Origin of the sequence: Roseobacter sp. HKCC-CH-9351, from assembly GCF_037830295.1 — a bacterium.
In the GTDB taxonomy this organism is placed as follows: domain Bacteria; phylum Pseudomonadota; class Alphaproteobacteria; order Rhodobacterales; family Rhodobacteraceae; genus M30B80.
In genome coordinates, this window is record NZ_JBBLYM010000001.1 from 1,657,298 (window position 1) to 1,682,805 (window position 25,508).

At 57.6% G+C, this 25,508-nt stretch carries 24 protein-coding genes; 10 read left to right on the forward strand and 14 right to left on the reverse strand.

The genetic code is table 11. The features are described 5' to 3' along the window. Positions 1-18 precede the first annotated feature (18 nt). Positions 19-756: a GNAT family N-acetyltransferase gene (locus tag AAC632_RS08335; RefSeq protein WP_340296953.1), complete on the forward strand. Its 738-nt coding sequence runs from the start codon at positions 19-21 to the stop codon at positions 754-756. Here AAC632_RS08335 and AAC632_RS08340 read toward each other — a convergent pair. Beyond that, positions 700-1,605 carry a hypothetical protein gene (locus AAC632_RS08340; protein WP_340296951.1) on the reverse strand — a complete coding sequence of 302 codons (906 nt, stop codon included), beginning with the start codon at positions 1,603-1,605 and terminating at the stop codon, positions 700-702. The genes AAC632_RS08335 and AAC632_RS08340 overlap by 57 nt on opposite strands. Positions 1,606-1,648: 43 nt before the next feature. Continuing rightward, positions 1,649-2,899 carry a tyrosine--tRNA ligase gene (tyrS, locus tag AAC632_RS08345; protein WP_340296950.1) on the reverse strand — a complete coding sequence of 417 codons (1,251 nt, stop codon included), beginning with the start codon at positions 2,897-2,899 and terminating at the stop codon, positions 1,649-1,651. 76 nt (positions 2,900-2,975) lie between these two features. Here tyrS and AAC632_RS08350 point away from each other — a divergent pair, with 76 nt between their 5' ends. Then, positions 2,976-4,082 carry an anhydro-N-acetylmuramic acid kinase gene (locus AAC632_RS08350; protein WP_340296948.1) on the forward strand — a complete coding sequence of 369 codons (1,107 nt, stop codon included), beginning with the start codon at positions 2,976-2,978 and terminating at the stop codon, positions 4,080-4,082. Here AAC632_RS08350 and AAC632_RS08355 read toward each other — a convergent pair. The 4 genes from AAC632_RS08355 to AAC632_RS08370 all read right to left on the reverse strand — a co-directional run bounded on the left by AAC632_RS08355 (position 4,079) and on the right by AAC632_RS08370 (position 7,204). Beyond that, the gene (locus tag AAC632_RS08355) at positions 4,079-4,510 is read right to left on the reverse strand and encodes a cupin domain-containing protein (RefSeq protein WP_340296946.1); all 432 of its coding nucleotides are present in this window, start codon (positions 4,508-4,510) and stop codon (positions 4,079-4,081) included. The two genes, AAC632_RS08350 and AAC632_RS08355, sit on opposite strands and share 4 nt — an antisense overlap. 3 nt (positions 4,511-4,513) lie before the next feature. Then, positions 4,514-5,788 (reverse strand): phosphopyruvate hydratase, encoded by a 1,275-nt coding sequence (gene eno / locus AAC632_RS08360; protein WP_340296944.1) that lies wholly within the window; start codon positions 5,786-5,788, stop codon positions 4,514-4,516. A gap of 45 nt (positions 5,789-5,833) precedes the next feature. Next, entirely contained in the window at positions 5,834-6,742 is a 909-nt protein-coding gene (locus tag AAC632_RS08365; RefSeq protein ID WP_340296942.1) for a DMT family transporter, read from the reverse strand. An 84-nt stretch (positions 6,743-6,826) separates the two neighbouring features. After that, complete coding sequence (locus tag AAC632_RS08370; protein WP_445322542.1) at positions 6,827-7,204, reverse strand: Fur family transcriptional regulator; 378 nt, start codon at positions 7,202-7,204, stop codon at positions 6,827-6,829. A gap of 149 nt (positions 7,205-7,353) precedes the next feature. Between AAC632_RS08370 and AAC632_RS08375 the strand changes: the two genes are divergently transcribed. Further along, positions 7,354-8,250, forward strand: coding sequence for a DMT family transporter (locus AAC632_RS08375; protein ID WP_340296940.1), 897 nt, complete (start codon positions 7,354-7,356; stop codon positions 8,248-8,250). On the opposite strand, the gene AAC632_RS08380 is transcribed toward AAC632_RS08375, so the two are convergent. Together AAC632_RS08380 and AAC632_RS08385 are read right to left on the reverse strand one after the other, a co-directional pair. Beyond that, entirely contained in the window at positions 8,247-9,704 is a 1,458-nt protein-coding gene (locus tag AAC632_RS08380; protein WP_340296938.1) for a protein adenylyltransferase SelO, read from the reverse strand. The genes AAC632_RS08375 and AAC632_RS08380 overlap by 4 nt on opposite strands. Further along, positions 9,701-10,639: a nucleoside hydrolase gene (locus AAC632_RS08385; RefSeq protein WP_340296936.1), complete on the reverse strand. Its 939-nt coding sequence runs from the start codon at positions 10,637-10,639 to the stop codon at positions 9,701-9,703. The genes AAC632_RS08380 and AAC632_RS08385 overlap by 4 nt, the downstream gene beginning before the upstream one ends. Positions 10,640-10,805: 166 nt before the next feature. Between AAC632_RS08385 and AAC632_RS08390 the strand changes: the two genes are divergently transcribed. From AAC632_RS08390 to AAC632_RS08400, 3 genes are all read left to right on the forward strand, one after another. Beyond that, positions 10,806-11,522 carry an RlmE family RNA methyltransferase gene (locus AAC632_RS08390; protein ID WP_317654418.1) on the forward strand — a complete coding sequence of 239 codons (717 nt, stop codon included), beginning with the start codon at positions 10,806-10,808 and terminating at the stop codon, positions 11,520-11,522. 87 nt (positions 11,523-11,609) lie between these two features. After that, positions 11,610-13,064, forward strand: coding sequence for an IMP dehydrogenase (gene guaB, locus AAC632_RS08395; RefSeq protein WP_317655777.1), 1,455 nt, complete (start codon positions 11,610-11,612; stop codon positions 13,062-13,064). A gap of 9 nt (positions 13,065-13,073) precedes the next feature. Beyond that, positions 13,074-14,243 carry an RsmB/NOP family class I SAM-dependent RNA methyltransferase gene (locus tag AAC632_RS08400; RefSeq protein WP_340296935.1) on the forward strand — a complete coding sequence of 390 codons (1,170 nt, stop codon included), beginning with the start codon at positions 13,074-13,076 and terminating at the stop codon, positions 14,241-14,243. 219 nt (positions 14,244-14,462) lie between these two features. On the opposite strand, the gene AAC632_RS08405 is transcribed toward AAC632_RS08400, so the two are convergent. Further along, a complete protein-coding gene (locus AAC632_RS08405) occupies positions 14,463-14,837 on the reverse strand; it encodes a hypothetical protein (RefSeq protein ID WP_340296933.1) in 375 nt (124 codons plus the stop codon). 208 nt (positions 14,838-15,045) lie between these two features. On the opposite strand from AAC632_RS08405, the gene recA reads away from it, so the two are divergent. The 3 genes from recA to AAC632_RS08420 all read left to right on the forward strand — a co-directional run bounded on the left by recA (position 15,046) and on the right by AAC632_RS08420 (position 19,254). Continuing rightward, entirely contained in the window at positions 15,046-16,116 is a 1,071-nt protein-coding gene (recA, locus tag AAC632_RS08410) for a recombinase RecA (protein ID WP_340296931.1), read from the forward strand. A gap of 179 nt (positions 16,117-16,295) precedes the next feature. Then, positions 16,296-18,962, forward strand: coding sequence for an alanine--tRNA ligase (gene alaS, locus AAC632_RS08415; RefSeq protein WP_340296929.1), 2,667 nt, complete (start codon positions 16,296-16,298; stop codon positions 18,960-18,962). 1 nt (position 18,963) lies between these two features. Then, positions 18,964-19,254 carry a DUF1330 domain-containing protein gene (locus AAC632_RS08420; RefSeq protein ID WP_340296927.1) on the forward strand — a complete coding sequence of 97 codons (291 nt, stop codon included), beginning with the start codon at positions 18,964-18,966 and terminating at the stop codon, positions 19,252-19,254. 76 nt (positions 19,255-19,330) lie between these two features. Here the strand turns inward: AAC632_RS08420 and gltA are convergent, their stop codons facing one another. Together gltA and gltX are read right to left on the reverse strand one after the other, a co-directional pair. Beyond that, the gene (gene gltA, locus AAC632_RS08425; RefSeq protein WP_340296925.1) at positions 19,331-20,623 is read right to left on the reverse strand and encodes a citrate synthase; all 1,293 of its coding nucleotides are present in this window, start codon (positions 20,621-20,623) and stop codon (positions 19,331-19,333) included. A 104-nt stretch (positions 20,624-20,727) separates the two neighbouring features. Further along, entirely contained in the window at positions 20,728-22,134 is a 1,407-nt protein-coding gene (gene gltX / locus AAC632_RS08430) for a glutamate--tRNA ligase (RefSeq protein ID WP_340296922.1), read from the reverse strand. Positions 22,135-22,248: 114 nt separating this feature from the next. Between gltX and AAC632_RS08435 the strand changes: the two genes are divergently transcribed. Further along, positions 22,249-22,710, forward strand: a complete 462-nt coding sequence (locus AAC632_RS08435; RefSeq protein WP_340296920.1) for a hypothetical protein — start codon at positions 22,249-22,251, stop codon at positions 22,708-22,710. A 300-nt stretch (positions 22,711-23,010) separates the two neighbouring features. Here AAC632_RS08435 and lexA read toward each other — a convergent pair whose 3' ends face one another. The 3 genes from lexA to moaC form a co-directional block, all read right to left on the reverse strand. After that, complete coding sequence (lexA, locus tag AAC632_RS08440; protein ID WP_340296918.1) at positions 23,011-23,730, reverse strand: transcriptional repressor LexA; 720 nt, start codon at positions 23,728-23,730, stop codon at positions 23,011-23,013. Between the two features lie 106 nt (positions 23,731-23,836). Next, complete coding sequence (locus AAC632_RS08445; protein ID WP_340296916.1) at positions 23,837-25,024, reverse strand: molybdopterin molybdotransferase MoeA; 1,188 nt, start codon at positions 25,022-25,024, stop codon at positions 23,837-23,839. Further along, a complete protein-coding gene (gene moaC, locus AAC632_RS08450) occupies positions 25,021-25,503 on the reverse strand; it encodes a cyclic pyranopterin monophosphate synthase MoaC (RefSeq protein ID WP_317654433.1) in 483 nt (160 codons plus the stop codon). The genes AAC632_RS08445 and moaC overlap by 4 nt, the downstream gene beginning before the upstream one ends. Between the last annotated feature and the right edge of the window lie 5 nt (positions 25,504-25,508).

Here is a 25,508-nt window from a genome sequence, read left to right on the forward strand (position 1 = left end):
GCGTAACATAGGTGCATCATGCGCGAGAAGGTGGCGGGAAAATATCGGCTGCGCATGGCCCAAACCGCCGCCGATGTGACCGCCGCGCAAACCCTGCGGCACCGCGCTTTTCGCGGTGGGGCAGATGGGGCGGGTCTAGATGCGGATCCCTATGATGCGCTTTGTGACCATATCCTCATTGAAACGCAGGAAGCGGGGAAATTGGTCGCCTGTTTTCGCCTGATGTGCCTGCCCGATGGGGCAGCCTTACACACCAGTTATTCGGCGCAGTTTTACGATTTATCGCCCCTGTCCGATTTTGACGGGCCAATGGTTGAGATGGGGCGTTTTTGCCTTGCGCCAGAGTTGCATGACCCGGACATCTTGCGTCTCGCATGGGGGGCATTGACCGCCTATGTGGATGAGATCGGGGTCAAGCTGCTCTTTGGTTGCTCGTCTTTTCGCGGTACGGATGCGCTGCCCTATCATGATGCCTTTGCGCTGTTGCGTGATCGCCATATTGCGCCCGCCCGATGGCGGCCTCAGATCAAGTCGTCCCATGTGTTTCCATTCGCGGCAAAGCTGCGGCTCAAACCCGATCTGAAACGGGCAATGGCAACGCTGCCGCCGCTTTTGCGCAGTTATTTGATGTTGGGGGGGTGGGTCAGCGATCATGCTGTGATTGATCAAGATTTGAACACGCTGCATGTGTTCACAGGGCTAGAGATTGCCGCCGTTCCGCCCGCCCGCGCGCGGCTGTTGCGTCTGGCGCGCTAAGCGGTGCAAGGGGGCCAAAGCGCGGCTGAGCACCCATGTGCCCCCAAGCGGCAAAAGTATTGCCCCCGTTCCCCGTTTGAACCGCGCAAGCCCGGGGCTATCCGCCTCACTCAGCCCCAGATCAAAATCCTGCGCCCGCTTGGCGGCGTATTCCATGGCCGCGAAGAGCAGCATCTGGTGGCTGCCATAGGGGCAATCGGCGCTGCGCCAATTAATGTGATAGGCCGCTTCATGCCCTGAAAGTGAGAAAACCAACGCTGCCTGCCGCGACACCCCCTCGCAGATATAAAGCAGTTTTTGGATCTTGCTGCGGCCAATTTCGGCCAAAAGGGCCAGCGCGATCCCGTCATAGTGGTTTCTTTTGCGCTGTGCCGCTTCGGCGGCCAAAAGCCACCCATCGCGCGGCGTATAAATGGGCCGAATGCGGGCCACAGCGCCACGCTGCAACGCGGTTTTGCGCGCGGCCCGCCATTTGGGATGCAGGCGCGCGAGCATCTTGGCGGTGTTTTGTGTCAGCGGCACGCTCAAGCTGTGGCGCGGTTTGGCAAGGCGCAGAAACCCCGCACGGGCCAAGGCCGCCCCTTGCGCAGGGGTGGCCGCGTTGATGAGCAACTGTGCCATGCCCTGTGGGGATGCGCTTGAAAGAATGGAGGCAGGAATATGAGCAGGTTTTGCACAATAGCCAACGGGGCCTAGGATTGGAAACCGGCGCGATATGAAAAGCTGCCCGTCAATGCGCGCAACTGACTGCCCGAGCGCGCGCAATGCCTGCTCAAACCCCGCAGATTGGGTAAAGCCCGCTGTGGCAACGGGCAGGGCATCCTCAAGATCGGGCAGGCTGTGCAACATAGCCGCAAGCCTTCCCGATCAAGGTAAATCCAAGATTAACGGATCAGCCCAATTCCACCAAAGCGTGGCGCTTTTTCCCTGCGCTCAGTTTCAAGGGCGTGGCCAGATCACTGGCTGTGATCATCAGGCCTGCATCGGTGATGGCCGCGTCATTCATCCGTGCGCCGCCTTCTGCGATCAGGCGCTTGGCCTCTTTGCCCGACCCTGCCAAGCCTGAGCGCGTGATCAGCTGCACTATCGACACGCCCTCGCCAATATCATCGGCCCTGAGCGTCAGACGGGGCAGGTCATCGCCCATACCCCCTTTTTCAAACACCTCGCGCGCGGTGGCCTCTGCGGCGGCGGCGGCATCGCGCCCGTGCAACAGACCCGTCACCTCATTGGCAAGAACGATTTTAGCTTCGTTGATTTCGGAACCTGCAAGCGCGCCAAGCCGCTCGCATTCTTCAAGCGGCAATTCGGTGTAAAGTTTCAGGAATCGCCCCACATCCGCATCGGTTGTGTTGCGCCAGAATTGCCAGAATTCGTAAGGCGACAGCATCTCGCCATCCAGCCAGATCGCGCCACCTTGGGATTTGCCCATCTTCTTGCCATCTGATGTGGTCAGAAGTGGCGTGGTTAGGCCAAAAATCTCGTGATCCAAAACGCGGCGGGTCAGGTCGATGCCGTTGATGATATTGCCCCATTGATCCGACCCACCCATCTGCAGCGCACAGCCATAACGGCGGTTCAATTCAAGAAAGTCATAGGCCTGAAGGATCATGTAATTGAATTCAAGGAAGCTCAGGCTTTGTTCGCGATCCAGACGCGACTTGACCGATTCAAACGACAGCATGCGATTGACCGAAAAATGCCGCCCAATATCGCGCAAAAATTCCAGATAATTCAGCCCGTCCAGCCATTCGGCATTGTTCAGCATCAACGCGCCTGTCGCGCTGTCATCATAGCTGAGATAACGTGCGAAAACGCGGCTCATGCCCGCGATATTGTTATCAATCGCCGCCGCATCCAAAAGCGGGCGTTCATCAGATCGGAAGGAGGGATCACCAACCTTTGTGGTGCCGCCGCCCATCAATGTGATCGGCTTATGCCCCGTTTTTTGATACCAACGCAGCAACATAATGTTCAGCAAATGACCCACATGCAGGGATTTTGCTGTTGCATCATATCCGATATAGGCAGGGGTCACGCCCGCGCGCAGCTTTTCGTCTAGCTCTTGCAGATCCGTGCAATCCGCAAGAAAACCGCGCGCACGGATGATCTGAAGGAAGTCGGATTTGGGCTGGTAGGTCATTGCGGTGTGATCCATTCTTGGCAAGCGAGGCGCAGCGGTTTTATGCTCTGCGCGGTGATCTATAACGGGGGCGGGGATGAAGGGAAAGGGTCAAGCCAACCCAAGGCTACGCGTGGCGGGATTGATGTCTGGCACATCGCTAGATGGGGTGGATGCCGCCATTTTGGATACCGATGGGGTGCATGTGCTTGATTTTGGTCAAACGGCCTTCCGCGCCTATAGCGCGCAGGAGCGTGCCGTGCTGCGGGGCTGCCTTGGCAAGTGGCCCGATGATGCGGGCCTTGCAGAGGCCCAAGAGGTTATTCACCGCGCCCATATCGAGGCGTTGCAGGCGTTGAACACCCCCTTTGATCTCATAGGGTTTCATGGACAAACCTTGGCCCATGATCCTGATCAGGGACGCACGCATCAATTGGGCGATGGCACGGTTTTGGCGCAGGCCTTTGACTGCCCCGTGATTTGGGATTTCCGCAGCAATGACATGCGGATGGGGGGGCAGGGCGCGCCTTTGGCCCCGTTTTATCATTTTGCCCTTGCCAAACATAGGGGCGCCACGGCGCCCTTGGCCTTTCTCAATTTGGGGGGTGTGGCGAATATCACCTATGTTGATCCAAGCCATGACCGCCCAGAACAGGAGGGGGCGCTTTTGGCCTTTGACACGGGGCCTGCCAATGCGCCGATGGATGATCTGATGTCACGGACAGGGCAGGGCTATGACAATGACGGCGCCTTGGCCGCATCGGGCCGCGTGAACGAGGCCTTTGTTGCACGCGTTTTGGCGCAGGGATATTTCTTGAAAATGTCCCCAAAATCCCTTGATCGCGATACGTTTGCGCAGGTTCTGACCGAGGCGCAAACGATGCCCTTGCCCGATGGTCTGGCCAGTTTGGCTGAGGTCAGCGCGCGCGCCGTGGCCGAAGGCCTCGCACATCTGCCCAAGCCTGTTGCCCAGATTTTGGTCTGTGGTGGCGGGCGTAAGAATGGCCATCTGATGGCGCGCCTCGCCGCGTTAACGGGCGTTGAAGTCGTGGCGGTTGAGGTGGCGGGCTTTGATGGGGATTTCCTCGAGGCGCAGGCCTTTTCCTATCTTGCGGCGCGGGTGCAGGCAGGGCTGCCCACCTCTGCACCTGCAACCACGGGCGTGGCGGCGGCCATAGAGGGCGGGCAAATCAGCCGCCCCTAGCCAGCCGCGCGCGGGATATCAAACCCCGCAGGGGCAAGGGTAAAGCCGTCAAAAGAAAAGGCAGGGCTGACAGTGCAGGACACCAGCGTGTAAGCCCCCGTGCTGCGCGCCGATTGCCAATGCCCCTCTGGCACGATGATCTGCGGCGCTGCGCGGGTCAGGTCTGGCCCTAGAATATGATCGCGCGCAGGCCCCTGATCGGTGGCGCTGAGCGACAGGATCAATTCCGCGCCCGCGTGGTAATGCCAAATCTCGGTCGCATCGACATGGTGCCAATGGCTGACCTCGCCTGCGGCCAAAAGGAAATAGATGCAAGACCCCGCAGGGCGGTCGGCCACGCCGCCGCCCACCCATGTCTGGCTATAATGCCCCCCTTCGGGATGGGGCATCAGGCCCAGATGGGCGATAATCTCGGCGGCTGTCTTCATGCCTTAGCGCAGGATGGATGTGCCCGCATAGCGCGCGACATCGCCCAATTTTTCCTCGATACGGATCAATTGGTTGTATTTCGCCAAACGATCTGACCGCGCGAGGCTGCCTGTTTTAATCTGGCCGCAATTGGTGGCCACGGCTAGATCGGCAATCGTGGAATCCTCGGTCTCGCCCGAGCGGTGGCTCATCACGCAGGCCATGCGGTTGCGATGCGCCAGTTCGACCGCGTCCAAGGTTTCGGTCAGTGTGCCGATCTGGTTCACTTTCACTAGCAACGCATTGGCGCAGCCTTTTTCGATACCTTCGGCCAAACGGGCAGGGTTGGTAACAAAGAGATCATCGCCCACCAATTGCACCTTGTCGCCAATCGCATCGGTCAATTCTTTCCAACCTGCCCAATCATCTTCGGACATGCCATCCTCGATGGACAAGATTGGGTAATCAGCGCAAAGCGCCTTGAGATAGGCCACATTTTCCGAAGGGGTCAGGCTGAGGCCTTCGCCTGTCAGCTCATATTTGCCGTCTTTGAAATATTCGGTCGCCGCGCAATCAAGCGCCAACATCACATCAGAGCCGGGCTTGAAGCCTGCTTTTTCAATCGACTGCATGATGAAATCAAGCGCCGCGCGGCTTGAGGAAAGCGCAGGGGCAAAGCCGCCCTCATCGCCAACACCCGTTGCCAGACCCGCGGCGGATAGTTCTTTTTTCAGGGTGTGGAAAATTTCCGACCCCCACCGCACAGCCTCAGACAATGTGGGGGCTGCAACAGGCATGACCATAAATTCTTGAATATCGATTGGGTTATCTGCGTGCTCACCGCCATTGATGATATTCATCATCGGCACAGGCAGAACGCGCGCCTGAGTACCGCCGATATAGCGATAAAGCGGCTGGCCTGTGGCCTCGGCGGCGGCTCTGGCAACGGCCATCGAGACGCCCAAAATCGCGTTCGCGCCCAGACGGCCCTTATTCTCGGTGCCGTCCATTTCGATCATCACCGCATCAATTGCGGCCTGTTCAGTGGCGTCAAACCCAACCAACGTGTCGGCCAATTCGCCATTGACGCCCGCGACCGCCTTTTGAACACCTTTGCCCATATAGCGCGCTTTATCGCCATCGCGCATCTCAACCGCCTCATAGGCGCCTGTGGATGCACCCGAAGGCACAGCCGCGCGGCCCAAGGTGCCATCTTCGAGGATTACATCCACCTCAACGGTGGGGTTGCCACGGCTGTCGAGAATTTCGCGGGCGTGAATATCAATGATGGTGGTCATGGCTTGGCCTGTCTGTGAAGAAAGAAAAAAGATTTGCGCGATGCTTTAGCGCGATGTGGGATCAGAAGAAAGGGTCGATTGCGCCTGTTGTGCGGCACGCGCAAGCCGCGCTTCGCGGATCAACGTGTAAAGCCCCGCCGAGATCACGATGGCCGACCCTGTCAGCATATAGGCATCGGGCCGCTCGCCAAAAACAATCGCGCCCAAGATCAGGGCGAATAAGAGCCGCGAGTAGCGAAACGGTGTAATGACTGAGATATCCCCCATACGCATGGAGAGGGTCAGCGCGTAATAGCCCATCACCCCTGCAAGCAAGGCGGCAGCAAGTCGGATCACCTCGGGGCTTTGCGGGGCAAAAGCCCCGCCTGAAAAGGCCCAGAGTAACAGGCCTGCGGGCACGACCGCAAAAAAACCGTAACAAGACAGCTTCATCGAGCTGTATTTTGCGGGCATCACACGGGTTGCCAAATCGCGTGCCGTCAGGCCCGTGACCCCCAAAAGGGCTAAAACCGCGCCGATATCAAATTCGGCTGTGCCGGGGCGGATGATGATGAGAACCCCGATGAAACCAATGATAATCGCACTCCACCGCCGCCACCCAACAGGCGCACCTAAAAACAGGGCCGCGCCCATCGTCACCATCAAGGGCATGGCCTGAATAATGGCCGCGACAAGAGACATGGGCGAAAGCGCAAGGGCAGAGACAAAGGCCATCGTGCCAAACATCTCGCCCAAATTGCGGGTCAGCATCAGCGGGTCAAGCAAGTCACGGGTGATCAATTTGGTGCCTTGCGCCCAAGCGATCCCGCCAAAGATCAGCGCGCCCCCTAAGCCCAAAAGGATCAAAATTTGTCCGACAGGCATGGTCACGCTGAGGGTTTTGACCAGCGCATCCTCAATCGCAAAGCCAAACATCGCTGCCGTCATCAAGGCGATGCCGCGTATATTTTCCATTCTGGGGGTCGCTTCCGTGCAAACTAGCCTTGCGCGTGGCTTAGCCTGTGCCGTGGCGCGATGCTAGCCCTGTGGTGGGTCTGACTATTTTTTCTCAGGCGCTGTAATCGGCACGCCGTAAAGCTCAAGCTTATGCCCCTGAAGCCTATAGCCCAACTTAGCCGCGATTTTTTCTTGCAGGGCTTCGATCTCGGGGTCGATGAATTCGATGACATCGCCTGTTGTCACATCAATGAGATGATCGTGATGTTCGCGCTCTGCATCCTCATAGCGTGCGCGGCCATCGCCGAATTCCACCTTTTCTAGGATGCCCGCTTCTTCAAATAATTTAACGGTGCGATAGACTGTGGCCAAGGAAATCCGTGGATCAACGGCGGATGCCCGAGAGTAAAGTTCTTCGACATCGGGGTGATCGGCGGATGCGTCTAGAACCTGCGCAATGACGCGGCGCTGTTCCGTCATGCGCAGCCCTTGCGCATTACATCTCATCTCGATCGTCTCAGTCACCAATTTTGCCCTTTTTCCACCTCTGCCTTTTCTTTTGTAAGGGATTTGACATCGCCCGAAAAGACCGCTTGGGTCATGGCATATCAAAACACATAGGCAGGGTTATGGAGCATCAACCACAGCGCAAAGCGCAGATGGATCAATTTGGCACTGTGGGCATGATCCTGTTTGCGGTTTTTCTGGCTTTTAATCAGGTCGTGGTCAGGGTCACGAATGAGGGGATTCAGCCCGTGTTTTTTGCAGGCATCCGATCTGTGGGGGCCGCATTCTTGCTGCTGCTGTGGATGCGCTTTCGCGGGATCCCGCTTGATTTCGCCCGTGCGCCCCTCTCTGGCCTTTGGGTGGCGCTGCTCTTTGCGGGACAGTTTATGTTTCTGTTCCTTGCCCTTGATTACACCACGGTCGCGCGCGCCTCGGTTTTGTTTTACACCATGCCGATTTGGCTGACACTGGCCGCGCATTTTCTGATCCCGGATGAGCGGATCACAGCCCAAAAAGGCATCGGGTTGGCGCTTGCGTTTGGCGGGGTGGTGTGCGCTTTGGCATGGCCACATGACGGGCGGGCGAGCGGCGCAGGCGGGGTTTTGGGCGATATTTATGCGATTGCAGGGGCAATGTGTTGGGCTGCGATTGCGGTGTCGGCACGGATCACGCCGTTGCGCACACTGCGGATTGAAATGCAGTTATTTTGGCAGCTTTTAGTCTCTGGCCCGATATTGATCGCGGCGGCGCTGTTTTTTGGCCCGTTCTTGCGTGACCCTGAGCTGATCCATTGGGCGGGGCTAGGCTTTCAGATTGTGGTGATTGCCTTTGCCGCCTTTCTGGTCTGGTTTTGGTTCATCTCGATTTACCCTGCCTCCTCCATTGCGTCCTTTAGCTTTTTATCGCCGATTTTTGGGGTGGCGATGGGGTGGCTCTTTTTGGGCGAGGCGATTGGGCTTGAGCTTTTGCTTGCGCTTGCTTTGGTTTGTGCGGGGCTGATCTTGATCAATCGCCGCTAGGTGCCGCAGAAGGTCTGTGTCACCCGTTCTGCCGCGGTAGGCGCGGCCTCATAGGCGGAAAGGCTGGGATCGGGCGTATAGGGCGCAGCCAAGGCATGGCTTAGGGCCTGAAATTTTGACAGATCACCCGATAGCGCGGCTGCGGTCATTGCCTCAACCTGATGATTGCGCGGGATGCGCACAGGGTTAGCCTGACCCATTTCTGCGCGTGTCTCTGGGGTGGTTTCACCGTCCCACATCATGCCCCAGTCGCGCAGGGCTTGATCCCCTGTTGCGCACAGTTCAGCCTCAAGGCCCGATAGGCCCCCTTCGGTCAGTGCCCGAAAGGCGCGGGTGAAATCCCCCCCCAGCCGTGCGAGATGCTCGAGAAACTGAAGCCCCATTGTGCCTGCCTGCGGATGATCAGGGCCAAGCCCCAGTTTGCGCCCCAAAACAGCATGCCATTCCGCGTCAAAGCGATCCGCAAATCCCTGCACGATCTGGGTGAAACGGTCTATTGCATCCTCACGCGGGCCATCGAAGATGGGTAAAAGCGAGGTGGCGAATTGGGCGATGTTCCAGACCACGATATTGGGCTGATTGGCATAAGCATAGCGCCCAAACTTGTCGATGGATGAAAACACCTGCTCAGGATCATAACGATCCATGAAGGCGGCAGGGCCATAGTCAATGGTTTCGCCCGATATTGTCATATTGTCGGTGTTCATCACGCCATGGATGAACCCCACCCCCATCCATTGCGCAATAAGGCGCGCTTGCGCATCGCGCATCCCGATCAAAAGCTCATCAAGGCTTTGGGCCTGCGGATAGTGGCGCGCAATTGCGTGATCCACCAAAGCGCGCAGGGCCTCGCGATCATCCCGCGCTGCAAAATATTGGAATGTGCCCACGCGGATATGGCTTTGGGCAACGCGGGCGAGAACCGCGCCGGGGCGGATATCTTCGCGCAAGATATCCTCGCCGGTGGTGACAGCGGCCAAAGCGCGGGTGGTGGGTATCCCAAAGGCCGCCATCGCCTCGCTCAAGACATATTCGCGCAAGACGGGCCCAAGCCATGCGCGCCCATCGCCCATGCGCGAAAAGGGTGTGCGCCCTGCGCCTTTGAGTTGGATGTCAAAGCGCCCCTGATCCGTTACCACCTCGCCCAAGAGGATTGCACGCCCATCCCCTAATTGCGGCACCCATCCTCCGAATTGATGCCCCGCATAGGCCTGTGCAATCGGGTCTGCCCCTGCAAGCATCTTGTTGCCTGCGAAAATCTGGGCCAGTTCGTCATCGCTCATAGCGCGGAGCGTATCAGCAAGCCCCAAGCGGTCTGCAAGCGGGTGATTAAGCGCCAAAAGCTTTGGATCTGGCGCAAGGGTCGGGGTAACCCGCGCAAAAAAGCGATCGGGCAGGCGGGCATAGCTGTTGTCAAAGCCGATGCTAGGAGGGGGTTTGTCTTGGCCTGTCATGGCAGTCTTGCGATCCTGTCATGCAGCAGCGCATAAAACCCATCTGCATCCATGTCGCGGATAAACAGCGCATTGGCCTTGCGATCTGTAACACCCCAATAATCCGCGACTGTCATGCCCAGTGTCAGCTCGGATTGGGTTTCAATCTCGACATTGATGGTGCGGCCAGAAAAGAGGTCAGGATCTAGCAGATAGGCAATCACGCAAGGATCATGCAAAGGCGCCCCAGCAGCGCCGTATTTTTCTTTGTCGAAGCGTTCAAAGAACCCTGTCCATGCGGCAACCATCGCGCCTGCGTGATTTCCCATTGCCTCAAAGCCCGCAACGCGGGGCGCGGTTGTCAGGGCCTGATGCGTGACATCGAGCGGCATCATCGTGATCGGCGCGCCTGATTGAAACACAATCTCGGCGGCCTCTGGGTCTACGTAAATGTTAAATTCTGCGGCAGGGGTGATGTTTCCGACCTCAAAATAAGCGCCGCCCATCAGCACGATCTCTTGCACCAGTGGGACCACATCGGGGGCCTTTTGAAAGGCTCGTGCGATATTGGTCAGGGGGCCAAGCGGGCAAAGCGTCACTTGGTTGGGATGGGCGCGCAGGCTGCGAATGATGAAATCCACCCCATATTCAGGGTCAAGCGGCAGATGGGGTTCGGGCAAAGGCGGGCCATCTAGACCTGTTTGCCCATGCACATGCTCGGCGGTCACAAGGGGGCGGGCAAGCGGGGCAGCCTCGCCCGCGAAGACGGGCACATCAGTGCGCCCAGACAGACCCGTCACAATGCGGGCATTGCGTTCGGTCAAGGGCAGGGGGACATTGCCTGCAACGGCCACAACGCCCAACACATCAAGCGCCTCAGGGCAGGCCAAAGCCAACAGAATGGCCACGGCATCATCTTGGCCTGGATCCGTATCAATGATGATTTTGCGTGCCATGTGGTGTTGATCCTTGCGCTGCGTCATTGCGGCTAAATTGGCGTGGCTTGGCGGGCTTGTCCATGACCTGTGCGGCAGGTTTTGGAAATTCGCGCAAAAGGCGCAGTCCCTTGCGCTAATGCGGTCTGCGCAGTAAGCGGGGGAAAGAAGCGAGTTGGAACCTGAGATGACCAAAACCCCCACAGGAAAAAGCGGCAGCGGGCGCGGCGCGCGGGATTTGCGTGTGAAGGTCAAAACCGCGCGCGGGCGGAAACTCAGCTCAACTCGTTGGTTGGAGCGGCAGTTGAACGACCCCTATGTGCAGCGCGCCAAGCGCGAAGGCTATCGCGGCCGCGCGGCGTTTAAGATCATGGAATTAGATGACAAGTTCCGCTTTCTGGTGCCAGGCGCGCGGGTGGTTGATTTGGGCTGTGCGCCGGGGGGATGGTGTCAGGTGGCCGTGCCTCGGATCAACGCGTTGGGCGAGAAATCAGGCAAGGCCATTGGCCGTATCATCGGTGTTGATCTGCAAGAGGTCGAAGCCATCGCAGGCGCAGAGCTGCATCAATTGGACTTCATGGAAGATGATGCAGATGAAAAGGTCAAAGGCTGGCTTGGTGGCAAGGCCGATGTCGTGATGAGCGATATGGCCGCAGCCTCGTCAGGGCATAAGCAAACCGACCATTTGCGCATCATCGCCTTGTGCGAGGCCGCAGCTTATTTCGCCTTTGATGTGTTGGAAGAGGGCGGCACATTTGTGGCCAAAGTGTTGGCAGGGGGCGCTGAGGGCGATTTGCAAAAGATCCTCAAACAGCGCTTTGCCAAGGTGGCAAATGTGAAACCAGGCGCGAGCCGCGCGGATAGTTCCGAGAAATTTGTGGTCGCCTCAGGATTTCGCGGCTGAGATTTTTTCCCGATTGGGGCTTTCCCTCAGGGCTTATGCATGAGATAGGGCAGTGCCAATTGAAACTCCCGCAAGGAGAGATGCGTGATGGAGATTCGTGAGGCTCTTACCTTTGATGATGTTTTGCTGCTGCCTGCCGCGTCTAGCGTGCTGCCCTCGACTGCAGATACGCGCACGCGGGTGACAAAATCGATTGCGCTGAACATCCCGCTTTTGTCTTCCGCCATGGATACAGTGACCGAGGCGCGCATGGCAATTGCAATGGCGCAGGCGGGCGGTATGGGCGTGATCCACCGCAATCTTACGCTTGAGGAACAAGCCCGCGAGGTGCGGCGCGTCAAACGGTTTGAAAGCGGTATTGTCTATTCACCCGTCACATTGACCCCAGATCAGACCTTGGCCGATGCCAAGGCCCTGATTGAGCGGTATAATTTTACGGGCTTTCCTGTTGTGGATGAAAAGGGCCTCGTGGTGGGGATCGTCACCAACCGCGATATGCGCTTTGCGACATCTGACGAGACGCCTGTGCGCGCGATGATGACATCTGATAATTTGGCGATGCTGCGCGAACCTGCAGATTTGGAAGAAGCCAAAAGCCTGATGAAGGCACGGCGTATCGAGAAGCTGTTGGTTGTCGATAAATCGGGCAAGCTAACGGGTCTTTTGACCCTGAAAGATACTGAGAAAGCAGTGCTGAACCCCAATGCCTGCAAAGATGATTTAGGCCGTTTGCGCGTGGCCGCCGCCACAACCGTGGGTGATGCGGGCTTTGAGCGTTCGGAGGCGTTGATTGACGCAGGCTGTGATCTGATCGTGATCGACACTGCGCACGGGCATTCCGAGGGCGTGGCCCATGCGGTTGAGCGGGTTAAGAAACTGTCCAACGCCGTGCAGGTCGTGGCGGGCAATGTCGCCACAGGCGATGCCACTCGAGCCTTGATTGATGCGGGCGCAGATGCGGTTAAGGTGGGCATTGGCCCCGGATCCATTTGCACCACGCGGATTGTGGCGGGCGTTGGTGTGCCGCAATTAACCGCCATCATGGATTGTGCCGAAGCAGCCGCGGCCTCTGGCACGCCGATCATTGCCGATGGCGGTATTAAATTCTCAGGCGATTTTGCCAAGGCGATTGCCGCAGGCGCCTCTTGCGCGATGGTCGGCTCTGCTATTGCGGGCACAGATGAATCCCCTGGTGAGGTGATCCTCTATCAAGGTCGCTCGTTCAAATCCTATCGCGGGATGGGCAGTCTTGGCGCCATGGCGCGCGGCTCAGCGGATCGCTATTTTCAAAAAGATGCCGCCTCTGACAAATTGGTGCCCGAAGGCATCGAGGGGCAGGTGCCCTATAAAGGCAGTGCCAATGCGGTTATCCACCAGTTGGTGGGCGGTTTGCGCGCGGCGATGGGCTACACGGGCTCGGCCACTGTGGATGAGATGCGCAAAAACTGCCAATTCGTGAAAATCACCAATGCGGGCCTGCAAGAAAGCCATGTGCATGATGTGCAAATCACCCGCGAGAGCCCCAATTACCGCGTGGGCTGAGGCGCGCGCGTGACGCCTGCTGCGCGATATCAGGCCGCGATTGAGGTCTTGGACGCCATTCTTGCGGGCCAAACCCCTGAACCCGCCTTGCGGGCATGGGGCAGGTCTGCGCGCTTTGCGGGGTCAAAAGACCGCGCGGCCATTAGCGACCATGTCTACGATGTGCTACGAAATCGCGGCCGCGCAGCGGCCCTTGCGGGATGCACCGTCCCGCAGGCCACGGGGCGCGCGCTGATTTTGGGGCTTTTGCGCCTGCAAGGCGTGGCGGTTGAGGATGTCTTTGGGCAGATGCCATACGGCCCTAGCGCGCTTTCTTCGGATGAGGCGAAGGAACACCCAACCCCCGATATTTTGAGCGATACGCCAGATTGGCTGCTGGCGCTGCTCAAGGCGGAATTTGGGCCAGACTTGGAGGGCTTGCTTGCCGCCATGTCCACGCGGGCGCCTGTCTATCTGCGGGTAAATACGCGCAAGACCACGCCTGAGCATGTGATTGCCGACTTGGCCCAAGCGGGCGTGCACGCGATAGCCGACCCACGCCTTGCCACCGCGCTTGAGGTGCAGACGGGCGCACGCAAAATTACCGCCACAGCCGCCTATCAGGCAGGTTTGATCGAGGTGCAAGACCTGTCTGTGCAGATGGCAATGGCCGAGATCCCAGTGCCCCAAACAGGGCGCATTTTGGATTATTGCGCAGGCGCAGGAGGGAAATCTTTGGCCATTGCCGCGCGCAGTGATGCGGATCTGACATTGCATGATAAATTCCCCAAACGCATGGGCGATGTCGCCTTGCGCGCCGAACGGGCGGGGATGATCTATCAAACCCGCGAAGATGCGCAATTGGATCACGAAGTCCCATTTGATGTGGTTCTCTTGGATGTGCCCTGTTCTGGCAGTGGAACATGGCGGCGTGATCCGATGGTGCGGTGGCGGATGACACCCGAAACTCTGGCGAATTTGCAGAGTGAGCAAGCGCAGATCTTGGATCGGGCGGTGGCCCTTGCCGCGCCGCGCGGCCTTATCATTTACATGACCTGTTCGCTGCTGCGTGCGGAAAATGAAGATGCGGTGCATGCGCTTTTGGCGCGCCACCCGCAGTTTGACCTGCTTCAGTCACGCCGATTTGATCCGCGCAATGCCTCGGACGGGTTCTTTTTTGCCGTGTTACAGGCAAAATAAGGCATCTTCGCGCGCTGCCGCGCCTTTCGCGTAAATCTTAATCAATCGTTAATTGTTTGGGCCGATGCTGCGTGAAAAACCGTGAACACGGAGGCGCGGCTTGTCAGATCAAGCCAGTATAGTGAGCGGGCAAACCAAGCCGCGGTTTGGTCAGTTTTCTCATGTTCTTTTGACAGTGCTTTTGGTGCTTGGGATTGTGACCCTTGGCTTGGGCCTGACCTATGCGGGGCTCACGACCTCTATGTCACCGCTGTGGTCGGTCGCGCTGATTTGTGAGGCGGGGGGGGTATCAAGCAACCATGCCTCAATAAATTCGGCGAAACTTACATCAGCGGTTGAATTTGGTTTTCCTTTGATCTGGTCGCACCGCCTATAGCGATACCAACTTCCAAGCCAGTCAATGGGTTCGGGCATGATGGCCATGATTTTATGCGGTTGCTTGCCGCGCGCCTCGAAAAACGGGGCAAGCTGCGCCTGATGGCGCGACACGGAGACATGTTTGATCCCCGGCGGGTCAAGAATCGCCGCACTCGCATAGGGCATGGCTGCGGCCTCTAATGCGGTTGTGCCTGTTTTCGGCACACTGAAAAACACCAGTTTCTGCTTAAAAACAAGAGCATATTAATATTACCGCCAAGGGCGATCCCCGTAACCACTTCTTTACCATTCAACGTAAAACATGGGCCTTGCAAGATTTTACTTGAAATGTTCTCTTTTTGTTTGCATTTATATCCGAGAACAAGAGGTGAACACAGGCAAGCATTGCCGCCTTGGCAGCAGTGTGAAATAAGGAGCCAAACCAATGGCAATGGCGGATATTCTGGACATGACGGATCGCAACGCGGCGGAAAAGCAAAAGGCACTCGACAGCGCCTTGGCACAGATCGAGCGCCAATTTGGCAAGGGCTCGATCATGCGCCTTGGGGGCGAGAACGCCATCCAAGAAATTGAGGCGACATCGACAGGCTCGCTCGGGCTCGATATCGCCCTTGGGATTGGGGGTCTGCCAAAGGGGCGGATCATCGAAATCTATGGCCCTGAAAGCTCGGGTAAGACCACGCTGACGCTTCACGCGGTCGCGGAAGAGCAAAAGAAGGGCGGGGTTTGCGCCTTTGTCGATGCCGAACACGCGCTTGACCCACAATATGCCAAAAAATTGGGCGTGAATTTGGATGATCTTCTGATTTCTCAGCCCGATACAGGGGAACAGGCGCTTGAAATCACCGATACATTGGTGCGCTCTGGTGCGGTCAGCCTTGTGGTGGTCGACTCCGTTGCAGCTTTGACCCCGAAATCCGAACTTGAGGGTGATATGGGCGACAGCTCGGTCGGGGTGCATGCGCGCCTCATGTCTCAGGCGATGCGCAAACTGACAGGTTCCATCGCGCGCTCAAACTGTATGGTGATTTTCATCAACCAGATTCGCATGAAAATCGGTGTGATGTTTGGCAGCCCAGAAACCACCACAGGCGGCAATGCGCTGAAATTCTATTCATCCGTGCGCTTGGATATCCGCCGCATCGGTGCGATCAAGGATCGTGACGAGGTTGTCGGCAACCAAACCCGTGTGAAAGTGGTGAAAAACAAGGTGGCCCCTCCGTTCAAACAGGTGGAATTCGACATCATGTATGGCGAGGGCATCTCGAAAACGGGCGAATTGCTTGATTTGGGTGTTAAGGTAGGCGTGGTTGAGAAATCAGGCGCTTGGTTCTCTTACGGGGACGAGCGGATTGGACAGGGCCGCGAAAACGCCAAGCAATTCCTGAAAGACAATCCAAGCATGGCTTTGGAGATCGAAGACAAAATCCGCGCCGCCCATGGGTTGGAATTCGGTATGGATGACAGTGATGACAGCGCGATGGTTGAGGATTAATTCCCCACTCCTTGCGTCAGCACAGTTTCGCGCGTAGCCCCAATCGGGCTGCGCGCGTCTTGTATTTTAGGCCCTTGAAATTTCCATCCCCGCCCCAAGTTTTTGTCCTGTGGACAGTGCTTTGACAAACTTGTATCCCACGCAGAACCGATGGATTTAGTCAGAAAGACCGCGTGCTCATGGCCAGTTTGAACGATATTCGCTCAACCTATCTCAAATATTTTGAACGCAACGGCCATGCCATTGTAGAAAGCTCGCCACTTGTGCCGCGCAATGACCCTACTTTGATGTTCACCAATTCGGGCATGGTGCAGTTCAAAAACGTCTTCACAGGGCTTGAGCATCGTGACCCGCCACGCGCCACCACGGCGCAAAAATGTGTGCGCGCGGGCGGCAAGCATAATGACCTTGATAATGTCGGCTACACGGCGCGCCACCACACGTTTTTCGAAATGCTTGGGAATTTCTCCTTTGGTGATTACTTTAAAAAAGAGGCCATTCCCTTTGCATGGGAATTGATCACCAGGGATTTTGATATCGACCCGAAACGTCTTTTGACCACGGTCTATCATACCGATGACGAGGCGTTTGAGATTTGGAAAAAGGTGGGAGTGCCTGAGGATCGGATCATCCGCATCGCCACATCCGACAATTTCTGGCAGATGGGGCCAACAGGTCCTTGCGGCCCCTGCACCGAGATTTTCTATGATCATGGCGACCATATCTGGGGCGGCCCTCCTGGATCGGCCGATGAAGATGGCGATCGTTACATCGAGATTTGGAACGTGGTTTTCATGCAAAATGAGCAATTCGCTGATGGCTCGATGGTGCCTCTCAAGATGCAGAGTATCGATACGGGCATGGGTCTTGAGCGGATTGGCGCGCTTTTGCAGGGCAAGCACGACAATTATGACACCGATCTGATGCGCGCCTTGATTGAGGCTTCTGCGCACGCAACATCCGTTGATCCAGACGGGTCAAAGAATGTGCATCACCGTGTGATTGCAGATCACTTGCGCTCGACCTCATTCTTGATTGCTGATGGGGTTATGCCCTCAAACGAGGGGCGGGGGTATGTGTTGCGCCGCATCATGCGCCGCGCGATGCGCCACGCCCATCTTTTGGGCGCGCAAGATCCGTTGATGTATCGCCTCGTGCCTGCTTTGGTCAGCCAGATGGGGCAGGCCTATCCCGAGCTTGGCCGCGCGCAGGCGCTGATCACCGAGACGCTTAAGCTTGAGGAAGAACGCTTCCGCACCACGCTTGATCGTGGGCTTAAACTGTTGGATGAGGCCCTTGTTGATCTGCCCGAAGGGGCAGCTTTGGCAGGTGAGACTGCGTTCAAACTTTATGACACATATGGCTTTCCGCTGGATTTGACCCAAGACGCTCTGCGCGAAAAGGGCCGCAAGGTGGATACAGACGGGTTTGACCAAGCGATGGAGGCCCAAAAGGCCAAGGCGCGCGCCGCATGGTCAGGGTCGGGCGAGGCGGCAGATGCCGCAATTTGGTATGATCTGGCCGATCAACATGGCCCGACCGAATTTTTGGGCTATGACACGGAACAGGCCGAAGGTCAGATTTTGGCCCTTGTTTCTGACGGGGCCGAAGTGATCGCCGCGGCAAAAGGCGGCGCTGTCACGCTGATCACGAACCAAACCCCGTTCTATGGCGAAAGCGGTGGTCAGGTTGGCGATACTGGTCTGGTTAAGACCGATACGGGCCGCGCTGAAATATCAGACACGAAAAAGGTTGCGGGCCTGTTCTTGCATATCGCCAAGGTTACAGAAGGCGAGATTAAGACAGGGCAGGCCGCTGAATTGGTTGTGGATCACAGCCGCCGCAGCGCCATTCGCGCGAACCATTCGGCCACGCACTTGTTGCACGAGGCCCTGCGCCGCGCGCTCGGCGATCATGTGGCGCAGCGTGGTTCATTGAACGCGGCGGATCGTTTGCGCTTTGACTTCTCGCACGCCAAGGCGCTTAGCACCGAGGAATTGGCGCGGGTCGATGCCAAGGTGAATGAATTCATCCGCCAAAACGCGGCTGTTGAGACACGGATCATGACTCCTGATGCGGCGCGTGATTTGGGGGCGCAGGCGCTCTTTGGTGAGAAATACGGCGATGAGGTGCGCGTGGTCTCCATGGGTAAGCTTGCAGGGTCGGGCAAGGGCAGCGATGGCGCGACCTATAGTCTTGAACTGTGCGGCGGCACCCATGTGCGCCAGACGGGCGATATTGGCCTGTATGTGACCCTTGCGGAAACCGCCTCTTCCTCGGGTGTGCGGCGCATTGAGGCGCTGACGGGGCAAGCCGCCTTTGATTATTTGGCGCAACAAGATCGCATCCTCAGCCAGCTTGGCGGGATGCTCAAGGCGCAAGGGCCTGATGTTTTGGCCCGTGTTCAGTCGTTAATGGAGGAGCGCCGCGCGCTTCAGAATGAACGCGACCAATTGCGCCAACAGCTTGCGCTTGCGGGTGGTGGTGCGGGGGCCAAAGAGGTCGCTGCCGAAGATATCGGCGGCATCGCCTTTTTTGGGCAGGTGGTTGCGGGTGTTACTGGCAAAGATCTGCCCAGCTTGATTGATGCGCATAAGGCCAAAATCGGCTCTGGCGCGGTTCTTTTGATTGCCGAAGCCGATGGCAAGGCCGCAGTGGCCGCCGGGGTGAGCGATGATCTGACCGCGCGGCTTAGCGCCGTTGATCTGGTCAAGGCAGCCGTTGAGGCGCTTGGCGGCAAGGGCGGCGGTGGCCGCGCAGATTTGGCGCAAGGGGGGGCGAAGGATGCAACCCAAGCCGATGCGGCGCTTGCAGCCGTGCGGGATGTGATTAAGGGAGTATCATAATATGGCAGGGGCATATTGGGTGGCACATGTCACCGTTACAAATCCAGAGGAATATGCGCGCTATGCCGAATTGGCAGGCCCTGCGATTGCGGCCTTTGGTGGCAAATTCTTGGCGCGCGGTGGTGAGGTGATTATCAAAGAAGGGCAGGGTCATGCGCGCAATGTGGTGATCTGGTTCCCCAGTTTGGCCGATGCCAATGCCTGCTATGACAGCCCCGCCTATCGAGAGGCGATGGCATTTGCCAAGGACAGCTCAATACGCGAATTGATCTTGATTGAAGGCGTGGAATAATCCACCGCTGCCTTGCACGACACAAAAAAGCCGCCCTTTAGAGGGCGGCTTTTCTTTTTCCGTCTAAAGTCGTGCCTTAGCGCTTTGCGATATCGACATAATCGCGCTTGGTTGGGCCCGTATAAAGCTGACGCGGACGGCCAATTTTTGCCGCAGGATCGTTCAGCATTTCTTTCCACTGTGCAATCCAACCCACTGTGCGGCTCACCGCGAAGATCGGGGTGAACATTGAGGTTGGGAACCCCATCGCATCCAGAATGATGCCTGAATAGAAATCCACGTTTGGATAGAGTTTCTTATCCGCGAAATAGCTGTCTTCAAGCGCGATTTTCTCAAGTTCTTTCGCAACTTGCAGGATTGGATTGTTCTCAACACCCAACAGATCCAGCACCTCATCGGCGCTTTCCTTCATCACCTTCGCGCGCGGGTCAAAGTTTTTATAGACGCGGTGACCAAAGCCCATCAGGCGGAATGAGTCATTTTTGTCTTTCGCGCGGGCGATATATTCGGGAATGCGATCCACAGTGCCAATTTCGCGCAGCATTTCAAGGCAGGCTTGGTTCGCACCGCCATGTGCAGGCCCCCAAAGGCAAGCAATACCCGCCGCGATACAGGCAAACGGGTTCGCCCCAGACGAGCCCGCCAAGCGCACCGTTGAGGTGGAGGCGTTTTGTTCGTGATCTGCGTGCAGCGTGAAAATGCGATCCATCGCGCGGCTTAGCACAGGATCAGGCACATATTCCTCGGCGGGCACGGCAAAGCACATCCGCAAGAAATTGGTCGCATAATCGAGGTCATTGCGCGGATACACAAAGGGCTGGCCGATGGAATATTTATAGGCCATCGCAGCAATGGTTGGCATTTTCGCGATCATACGGATCGAGGCCACTTCGCGCTGCCAAGGATCCGCAATATCGGTGCTGTCGTGATAGAAGGCCGACATTGCGCCCACGACACCCACCATTGTCGCCATTGGATGCGCGTCACGGCGGAAGCCACGGAAGAAATTATGCATCTGTTCGTGGATCATGGTGTGACGGGTCACGCGGGTCTCGAAATCTTCCAATTCTGCCGCTGTCGGCAATTCGCCATAAAGCAAGAGGTAGCAAACCTCGAGATAATGCGAATCTTTCGCCAGTTGGTCGATGGGATAGCCGCGGTGCAAAAGCTCGCCCTTGTCGCCATCAATAAAGGTGATCTGGCTTTCGCAAGACGAGGTGGAGGTAAAGCCTGGGTCATGGGTGAACACGCCCGCTTGGCCATATAGTTTGGTGATGTCGATGACATCAGGCCCTGCTGTGGGGCTGTAGACGGGTAGATCGAAGTCGCGATCATTGATGCTGAGTTTGGCCGTTTTCGTGTCAGTCATGACGTTCCCTCTCGCTTTGCCGCGCAAAACACAGGGTTTGCACGGGGGGTGTTGACGTATCTGGCCGTAGCATGCGCTTGGGGCCTCATTGGTGCGGGTCTGGTTTAATCCGCACCAACCGTTGCATCCGTAAGTCGGGCAATGGATTCGTCCCGACCCAGCACGAGCATCATATCAAAGACGCTCGGTGAAACTGTTTTTCCCGACAAGGCCGCACGAAGCGGTGCTGCCAATTTGCCAAGCTTGGTCTCATGCGCCTCGGCGACTGCGCCGATCAGCGTTTCAAGACCCTCACGCGTCCACGTAGCATTCTGCAACTGCGCAGTCAATGATTTCAGTATACCACGGGATACATTATCCAGCGCCCCTAAGGCCTTTTCGTCAGGTTTTATTGGTCTTTCGTTCAAAGCAAATGCGGCCTTCATCAAAAGCTCTGGCAGGGATTTGGCGCGATCCTTTGTGCAATAGAGCGCGGATTTGAGGCCATCTTTCTGCGATTGCGAAAGGGCGGGCTGACTGGCCGCTGCGAGATATGTTTCAATATCCCGCAAAAGCGCGGCATCTTCCATCTGTGCGATATGCCATTGGCAGACATTTTCGAACTTTTTGAAGTCAAGCCGCGCAGGCGATTTGCCAATGCCGCCCAGATCAAACCATTCGGTCGCTTGGGCATCGGTGAACAATTCATCATCACCATGGCTCCATCCCAGACGGGCGAGATAATTGCGCATTGCGGCAGGCGGATATCCCATCGCGGCATATTCCTCGACCCCCAAAGCGCCGTGACGCTTGGACAGTTTTTTGCCGTCTGGCCCGTGGATCAGCGGGATATGCGCCCAAATCGGTAAATCCCATCCCATTGAGTGATAAATCTGGCTTTGCCGTGCGGCATTGTTGAGATGGTCATCGCCGCGGATCACATGGGTCACACCCATGTCATGGTCATCGACCACCACCGCCAACATATAGGTCGGGGTTCCGTCCGAGCGCAGCAAAACCATATCATCCAATTGCGCATTGCCGATGGTGACACGCCCCTGAACCTGATCTTCGATGATTGTTTCACCATCACGCGGCGCGCGCAGACGGATCACAAAGGGCGCGTCAGGGTGGGTTTCAGGGGCCGCATCCCGCCACGGGCTTTGATAAAGGGTGGATTTGCCTTCGGCCCGAGCCGCCTCGCGAAAGGCTTCAATCTCGTCTTGGGTGGCAAAGCATTTATAGGCCGTGCCATTTTCCAGCATCGCGCGCGCCACTTCGGCATGGCGGTCTGCGCGCTCAAACTGGCTGATGGGTTCCCCATCCCAGTCGAGGCCAAGCCAAGCCAAGCCCTTTAAAATGGCCTCTGTCGCCTCTGGGGTCGAGCGGGCGCGATCCGTATCTTCGATCCGAAGCAGGAATTTTCCACCCCGCCCGCGCGCGTAAAGCCAGTTGAACAAGGCCGTGCGCGCGCCGCCAATATGCAAATACCCCGTGGGCGAGGGGGCGAAACGTGTGACAGGCTGGTTCATCGGCTTACCTTTCGCGGGTTTGGGTGGTGGCCCTTAGCCCTTCTCTTACAAACTTACGGCTAGGTTTGGCTCTGTGTTTAGGCACTCCGCAACAGGGAGACAAGGGCGCAGAACGTGCCGATTGCAGCACCACATTCACCAATCCACATCTTGAAACGCCGCCTTGGGTTTCGTGCTGTTGTTTCTAACTTCCGCGCGCAAGCCCAAGATCAGTTTTTATGGGTGCCTGTCTTTTTAGCCGCAGGCATTGCAGCATATTTTGCGCTGCCTGTGGAACCTGACACGGGCACGCGCATCGCCGTTTTTGCGACGGGGTTTGTGGGCGGATTGATTTGGAACGGGCCAATGCGGGCCGCCTTTCTCTTGCCCATGGGGGTGGCCCTTTGGATTTGGGGCCAAAGCCCGCGACCAGACATATTGATTGCCACTTCAGCGCGTCTTGTGGGGGTGATGGATGCGGCGGGCCTGCGTGTGCCGAGCCATGCGCGCGGCGAGGGGTTCGTGGTGGATCTCTGGCTTGAAAACAATGGGGATCGCGCGACCCAACCCGAGGCGGCCGCACGACCGCTTTGGTAAGCGAAGGGGCGGGGCAGGCTGCCACCGTCAAAGGGTATCGTCTTTGGCACGGACGGGGCGAGGCGGCCTTGGCGGATGCCCTTTCTGCCTGTGCGGCAGCGGATGTTGTGATCCTTGCCGCCCGTCTAAACCCATCGGATAGTCCGGGGCCTTGCCTATTTTTTGATGCGCGCGATATGGCCCGTGAGGGCGCTGTGGCCTTGCATTTGCCCAAGGGGCATCGGCCCAATTACCATAGAAACAAGCCGCGCATCACAGGGTGCGCGGCTTTGGTCTGGCAGGTCGCGATAAAAAGGGGGGTCAGTAAACCCGCACCAAGCCAACAAGGCGACCTTGTACCTTCACCTGACCTTCGGGCAGAACGCGGGTTTCATAGGCAGGGTTGGCCGCCTCAAGCGCGATCATATTGCCCTTGCGGCGAAAGCGTTTGAGCGTGGCCTCATAGCCTTCGACCAAGGCCACAACGATGTCACCATTCTCGGCGCTGTTGCGTTCTTCGATGATGACCATATCGCCATCATTGATGCCCGCCTCAATCATAGAGTCGCCTTTAACCTCTAGCGCGTAATGCGCCCGCCCTGCGGCCAACATGGAGGCTGGTACGCTGACGTGATGCGAGATTTCCGCCAAAGCCTCAATCGGGGTGCCGGCTGCGATGCGGCCCATCATTGGCAATTCGCTGACCCCGCGGGTCTCAACCGCTTGCGCGCGGGCGAGCGGGTCGACCCTGTCCCCCTCGATCACGCGGGGCGCAAAGCCTGCTTTGGCCCCAGTGCCAACCCCAGTGCCAAATTTCTGCTCTAACGCATCGGGCAGTTTTACAATCTCCAGCGCGCGGGCCTTATGGGCCAGACGGCGGATAAAGCCCCGTTCCTCAAGGGCGGTGATCAGACGATGGATGCCCGATTTCGAGCGCAAATCCAGCTCATCCTTCATCTCGTCAAAACTGGGGGGAACACCGTCCTTTTGCATGCGGCGGTGGATGAATTCCAACAGGTCTAGCTGCTTTTTCGTCAACATCTCGAACGGGCCTCTGCTCATGCATCGCTTGGCGTGATGCGGTTATGTTCGATGAATGTTCTACCCTTGTTCGCCTATTTTGTCAACGCCCCTGCGATTTTAGGTGTTAAAGGCTGAGGTAATCAACAATATCGCCCGCCCTTCGCGGCCCGTCATGCGGGGGGCGGATCAACAAGGCACCCGCCTCGGCGAAAATGGTCAAGAGCGCGCTGTCTTGGCTTGTAAAGGGGGCAATATGTGGCAGCGCCGCCCCCTTTTGCGGCGCAAGGCTTGCGCGCATGTAATGGGCGCGGGGGCCATTGGCGGGTAGATCAGTTGACAGTTGCGCCTGTTTGGTGCGGCGCGGGGATTTAGGTAGCCCTTGGAAGGCGCGCAATTGCGGCACCATGAAAAGATGCCCACACACCATGGCGGATACGGGGTTTCCTGGCAAACCCAAGAGGGCCGCATCCCTCATCCGCCCCGCCATCAGCGGCTTTCCGGGGCGCATCGCAATTTTGTAAAAGCTGCGCTCAAGCCCAAGATCTTGGGCCACGGCGCCAACCAAATCATGATCGCCCACCGATGCGCCGCCCACAGTGACAATCAAATCCGCGCCTTTTGCCATCTCAAACGTGGCGGCAAGGCTGTCGCGCCCGTCGCGCGCAATCGGCAAAAGGCGCACGACCGCGCCCTCAGCCTCGGCCATTGCGGCTAAACCATAGGTGTTTGAGGCAATGATTTGATCAGGGCGCGGGGTTTCCCCAGGGCTGACCAATTCATCCCCTGTGGCAATGATTGCCACCTCAGGGCGGCGATAAACCAAGAGGCGCGGCGCATTCATGGCCGCGGCCAAGGCCAGATCTGCAGAAGTCAAGCGGCGCGGTGGGGTCATCTCTGCCCCTGCTTTGAAATCAGCGCCTGCAGGGCGAATATGGGGCGCGTCATCCACTGCATTGATCACGATATGATCCTCTGCGGCGGTCACATCCTCTTGGATCACAATATGATCGGCCCCTTGCGGCAGCGGGGCGCCCGTGAAAATACGCACGGCCTCACCTTGGCCAATCTGGCCCTGCCATGCTTGTCCCGCGGGTGCCGCCCCCACCACACGCAGCCGCGCGCCAAGGCACAAATCCGCTTTTCGGATTGCATAGCCATCCATCGCAGAAGCCGCAAAGGGCGGCTGATCACGCATCGCCACAACAGGCCGCGCCAAAACCCGCCCTGCTGCATGGCGCAAGGGGATATCTTCAACCCGTAAGGGCTGCGCTAAGTCCAAACACCGCGCGAGGGCCTCACTTACGGAAATCATTGCGCCTCGTATTTCCCTGACTTGCCGCCATCTTTGAGCAGTACGCGCAGCCCGCCGATTTCCATCGCGCGGTCGGCGGCTTTGAGCATGTCATAGACCGTCAGCGCGGCGGTGGAGGCGGCGGTCAGCGCCTCCATCTCAACACCTGTCTGGCCCGTGGTTTTCACAATCGCCACGATCCGCACCCCGGGCAGGGCGCTGTCTGCCTCAAGCGTCAAGGCCACTTTTGACAAGGATAAAGGATGGCACAGCGGGATCAAATCGGCGGTTTTCTTCGCCCCCATGATCCCCGCAAGCCGCGCGACCCCCAAAACATCGCCCTTTTTCGCAGTGCCACTTTCCACAAGCGCCAATGTCTCAGGGGCCATGCGCACAAAACATTCGGCCATCGCCACGCGATCAGTTGCGTCTTTTGCAGAGATATCCACCATATGCGCCTGTCCGTCTTTGTCGAAATGGGTCAGTTTTTGCTCGCTCATGCCGC